The organism is Candidatus Rokuibacteriota bacterium (genome assembly GCA_016188005.1).
Lineage (GTDB): Bacteria > Methylomirabilota > Methylomirabilia > Rokubacteriales > CSP1-6 > UBA12499.
In genome coordinates, this window is record JACPIQ010000113.1 from 1 (window position 1) to 2,821 (window position 2,821).

A 2,821-nucleotide genomic window follows, 5' to 3' on the forward strand; every position below is an offset into this window, starting at 1 on the left:
CGGCCTGGCTGAGCACCATGAGCCCGGCGGACGCCGCCAGGAAGAAGACGAGCCACAACCGCCAGAACAGGGGCCGGCGACGCTCCTGGGCGTCGGGCTCGACGGCCGCGGTCGCCGCCTCGAGCGTGATCCCCGAGCGCGCGATGAGCCACGCGCTGATCAGCCCGGTGACGGCCAGGACGGTGGCGAGCCCCCCGAGCGTGGCGCGCACGCCGGACTCGCGGACGGACCACCCGAAGACGGGCGCGGCGATCATGGCGCCGGCCGGATACAGGCCGATGATATAGCCGTTCACCAGGCCCTGGCGTCTCGTCACCGCCAGGTTCACCGCCTGCTGCACGAGGATGTAGCCCGTGCCGCCCCCGGCGCCGAAGAGCACCCCGTATCCGATGGCCAGCTGGGCCAGCCCGCCGGCCGTGGCGGCAAGCGCGATGCCCAGGGTGCTCGCGGCCGCGCAGGCCAGCACCAGGATCGGGGCCGACGCGAGGCCGTAGACGTGGGGCCCCAGGTTCATGCCGGCGCCAAATCCGGCCGTGGACAGGGCGAAGACGAGCGCGAGATCGGCTCGGCTCAGCCCGAGCAGAGTTTCCAGCGGCGTCAAGAACACGCTGAACGCATAGAGCGAGCCGAGCGGGGTATTGAGTACGGTGGCGGCCGCGACCGCGCGCCACGGGCTCTGCCTGACGTCAGTGTCACTCACGATGATCAGCCGTCCCCGTGTGTGCAGGCAGTGGCCGCCGGCGAGTTCGATGGGAGGGTGGTGGCTGCGCGGCCAGAGTATACGGGATTCTCGCGCCGGCGGACACACCCCGCGGTGGCCCGAGGACCTCGGCCGGCGCCGCCGCCGGGCGGAGCGAGTCCTGCCGGACGTCGAGACGAGCGGATCGTTACCATGAAATCCTAGCTAATATCGCAAGGATTTCATGGTACAGCTCGACCTACTGGTTAGTACGTTCATGGTGCGCGTGCTGCCGCCCTGGAGCGAGAACATCGGCAAGCGCGTGGTGAAGACACCCAAGGTCTACATCGGCGATACCGGCCTGCTCCACGCTCTGCTCGACATTCCGAGCGCTCGGGCCCTCGAGACACATCCCAAGGTCGGGGCCTCGTTCGAGGGGTTCGCTCTGCAGGAGGTGATGCGGGCGCTCCACGCGAGAGCCGAGCAGTGCTTCTTCTGGGCCACCCATCAGGGCGCCGGGCTGGACCTGCTCGTGGTGCGGGGGGGGAGGCGCCGCGGATTCGAGTTCAAGCGGACCGATGCGCCCGCCGTCACGAAATCCATGCACGTCGCGATCCGCGATCTGGGCCTCGAGTCGATCGACGTGGTCCATGTCGGCGGCGACACGTATCCTCTCTCGACCAAGATTCGGGCACTCGCCATCTCCAGCCTGACAACAGAGTTGGGCCGGGCTCGCCGGGCCGGACGACGGTAGCGCAGCGTTGATTGAGCGTTGACCGTCGCAGCGCGGCGCGCCGGGCTGGCAACGTCTCGAGAGCGACGAGCGCGTCCGTGGTATTCATGGTGTGTACCGTGAACCGTCGCCGCGCGCTCCGTCTCGTCGTCATCGCCGTCGTCGCGCTCGTCGCGCTCGTGGCGATCGGTCTGGCCGCGTTGCCCGAGATCGTTCGCCGGGTGGCGGTGTGGCGGCTGGCCGTGACCACGGGCCGGACGGTCATGCTCGAGGCCGCCGATCTGGACCTCTTCAACGGCCGCCTGGCCCTCCGCGGGCTCCGTGTGATCGACCAGGACGGGGGCCCGCTCGCGACCCTCGAGCGGCTGGACGTTCGATTCAGCCCGCGCGAGCTGTTCCGGCGCCACCTGCGTATTCGAGACGCCACGCTCCAGGCGATGACCGTCCGAATCGTGCGGACGGGCCCGAGCGAGTTCAACATCTCCGACCTCCTGGTCCGCAAGACGGAGGGCGGAGCCACGCTGGCCGTCACGATCGAGCGGTTCCAGCTCCTCGGCGGCGCCGGCGTGATCGAGGACCGCACGCTGACCCCGCCACGCACCTGGCAGGTCGACGCGGTGACGCTGGAAGCGCGAGAGGCGACCACGCAGGCCGGGAAGGCGCCCGGTGTCGTCACGCTGAGCGCGGTCGTGGCGGGTTCGCCGGTCTCGCTCTGGGTGACCGACGTGCGCCTCTCTCCGCTGCGCTTCCGGGCGACGGTCATCGCGCGAGAGCTCGACGCGTCGCTCGCGGCCCTCTACCTGCCGCCGGCCAGCCCGCTCAGCCCAACCCGGGGGAAGATCAACGCGACGGCGACGATCGACAACGACGCATCGACAGGCACCCTCGTGACGTTCGATGTCGGCTTCGCCGGCATCGAGCTGCACCGGCCAGGACAGGCGGGCGCGTTCCTGTCCGCGCCGGCGGTGCGGGTGACGGTGGAGAATCTCCGCGTTCTTCCCGGGGCGATCGAGCTGGGTCGCCTCGCCGTGGACGGTGGCACCGTGGTGCTGGAGGACGCGCGGCTCGGGCGGGCCCGGCGCTGGCAGGCCGACGGCGTCGCTCTCGAGGCCCGCAATCTGTCGAGCGCCCGCGACGCGCCGGCAGGGGCCGCGAGCGCCGGCGCGATGATGGCAGGAGCGCAGGTGTCGGTGTGGGTCGCCAACCTCCGTCTCGCCCCGCTCGAGCTGCACGCGACGGCGATTCTCCGCAACGTCGACCTCGCGCTGCTCCGCCTCTACCTGCCGCCCGAGCTGCCGGTGCAGCCCGAACGCGGTGTCGTCAACGCGTCCCTCCAGGTCGACCACGACGCCCGTCGTGGCACGCGCCTCGCCCTCGATGCGGGGCTGAGCGGCATCGAGCTGCGCCGC

At 70.9% G+C, this 2,821-nt stretch carries 3 protein-coding genes; 2 read left to right on the plus strand and 1 reads right to left on the minus strand.

Annotated features, from left to right (window positions below; all coding sequences use genetic code 11):
* Positions 1-700 (minus strand): hypothetical protein (locus HYV93_21905; protein ID MBI2528623.1); only part of this gene is annotated, 700 nt, incomplete at its 3' end.
* A gap of 223 nt (positions 701-923) precedes the next feature.
* On the opposite strand from HYV93_21905, the gene HYV93_21910 reads away from it, so the two are divergent.
* Entirely contained in the window at positions 924-1,433 is a 510-nt protein-coding gene (locus tag HYV93_21910) for a DUF4143 domain-containing protein (protein ID MBI2528624.1), read from the plus strand.
* A gap of 77 nt (positions 1,434-1,510) precedes the next feature.
* Positions 1,511-2,821, plus strand: a 1,311-nt coding sequence (locus HYV93_21915; GenBank protein ID MBI2528625.1) for a DUF748 domain-containing protein, incomplete at its 3' end; no start/stop codon positions are given.